This window comes from Bacillus sp. OTU2372, from assembly GCF_038440275.1.
In the GTDB taxonomy this organism is placed as follows: Bacteria; Bacillota; Bacilli; order Bacillales; family Cytobacillaceae; genus Neobacillus; species Neobacillus bataviensis_B.
Window position 1 is genome coordinate 1 of sequence record NZ_JASATK010000086.1, and the last position, 408, is coordinate 408.

The 408-nt window shown below is 51.2% G+C and carries 4 tRNA genes; all 4 read right to left on the reverse strand.

Features of this window, described 5'->3' with window-relative positions:
- Positions 1-32: 32 nt before the first annotated feature.
- The 4 genes from AAHB15_RS30040 to AAHB15_RS30055 all read right to left on the reverse strand — a co-directional run bounded on the left by AAHB15_RS30040 (position 33) and on the right by AAHB15_RS30055 (position 385).
- Positions 33-125 (reverse strand) — tRNA-Ser (locus AAHB15_RS30040).
- An 11-nt stretch (positions 126-136) separates the two neighbouring features.
- Positions 137-210: transfer RNA gene (locus AAHB15_RS30045), tRNA-Ile, on the reverse strand.
- A gap of 10 nt (positions 211-220) precedes the next feature.
- A tRNA-Met gene (locus AAHB15_RS30050) sits at positions 221-294 on the reverse strand.
- A gap of 18 nt (positions 295-312) precedes the next feature.
- A tRNA-Ala gene (locus AAHB15_RS30055) sits at positions 313-385 on the reverse strand.
- Between the last annotated feature and the right edge of the window lie 23 nt (positions 386-408).

Below are 408 nucleotides of genomic sequence, written 5' to 3' on the forward strand. Positions count from 1 at the left end.
GTAAAAGTATTAAATTTCAACCAGAAATAATATGGAGGAGGAAGAGGGATTCGAACCCCCGCGCGGTTTGACCCGCCTGTCGGTTTTCAAGACCGATCCCTTCAGCCAGACTTGGGTATTCCTCCATGAGATAAAATGGACCCTGTAGGACTCGAACCTACGACCGGACGGTTATGAGCCGTCTGCTCTAACCAGCTGAGCTAAGGGTCCATTAAATATATAGCGGCGGAGGGGATCGAACCCCCGACCTTACGGGTATGAACCGTACGCTCTAGCCAGCTGAGCTACACCGCCATTTTTATAAATAGTAAATGGAGCCTAGCGGGATCGAACCGCTGACCTCCTGCGTGCAAAGCAGGCGCTCTCCCAGCTGAGCTAAGGCCCCATAATGATAATATCCACTAGGAC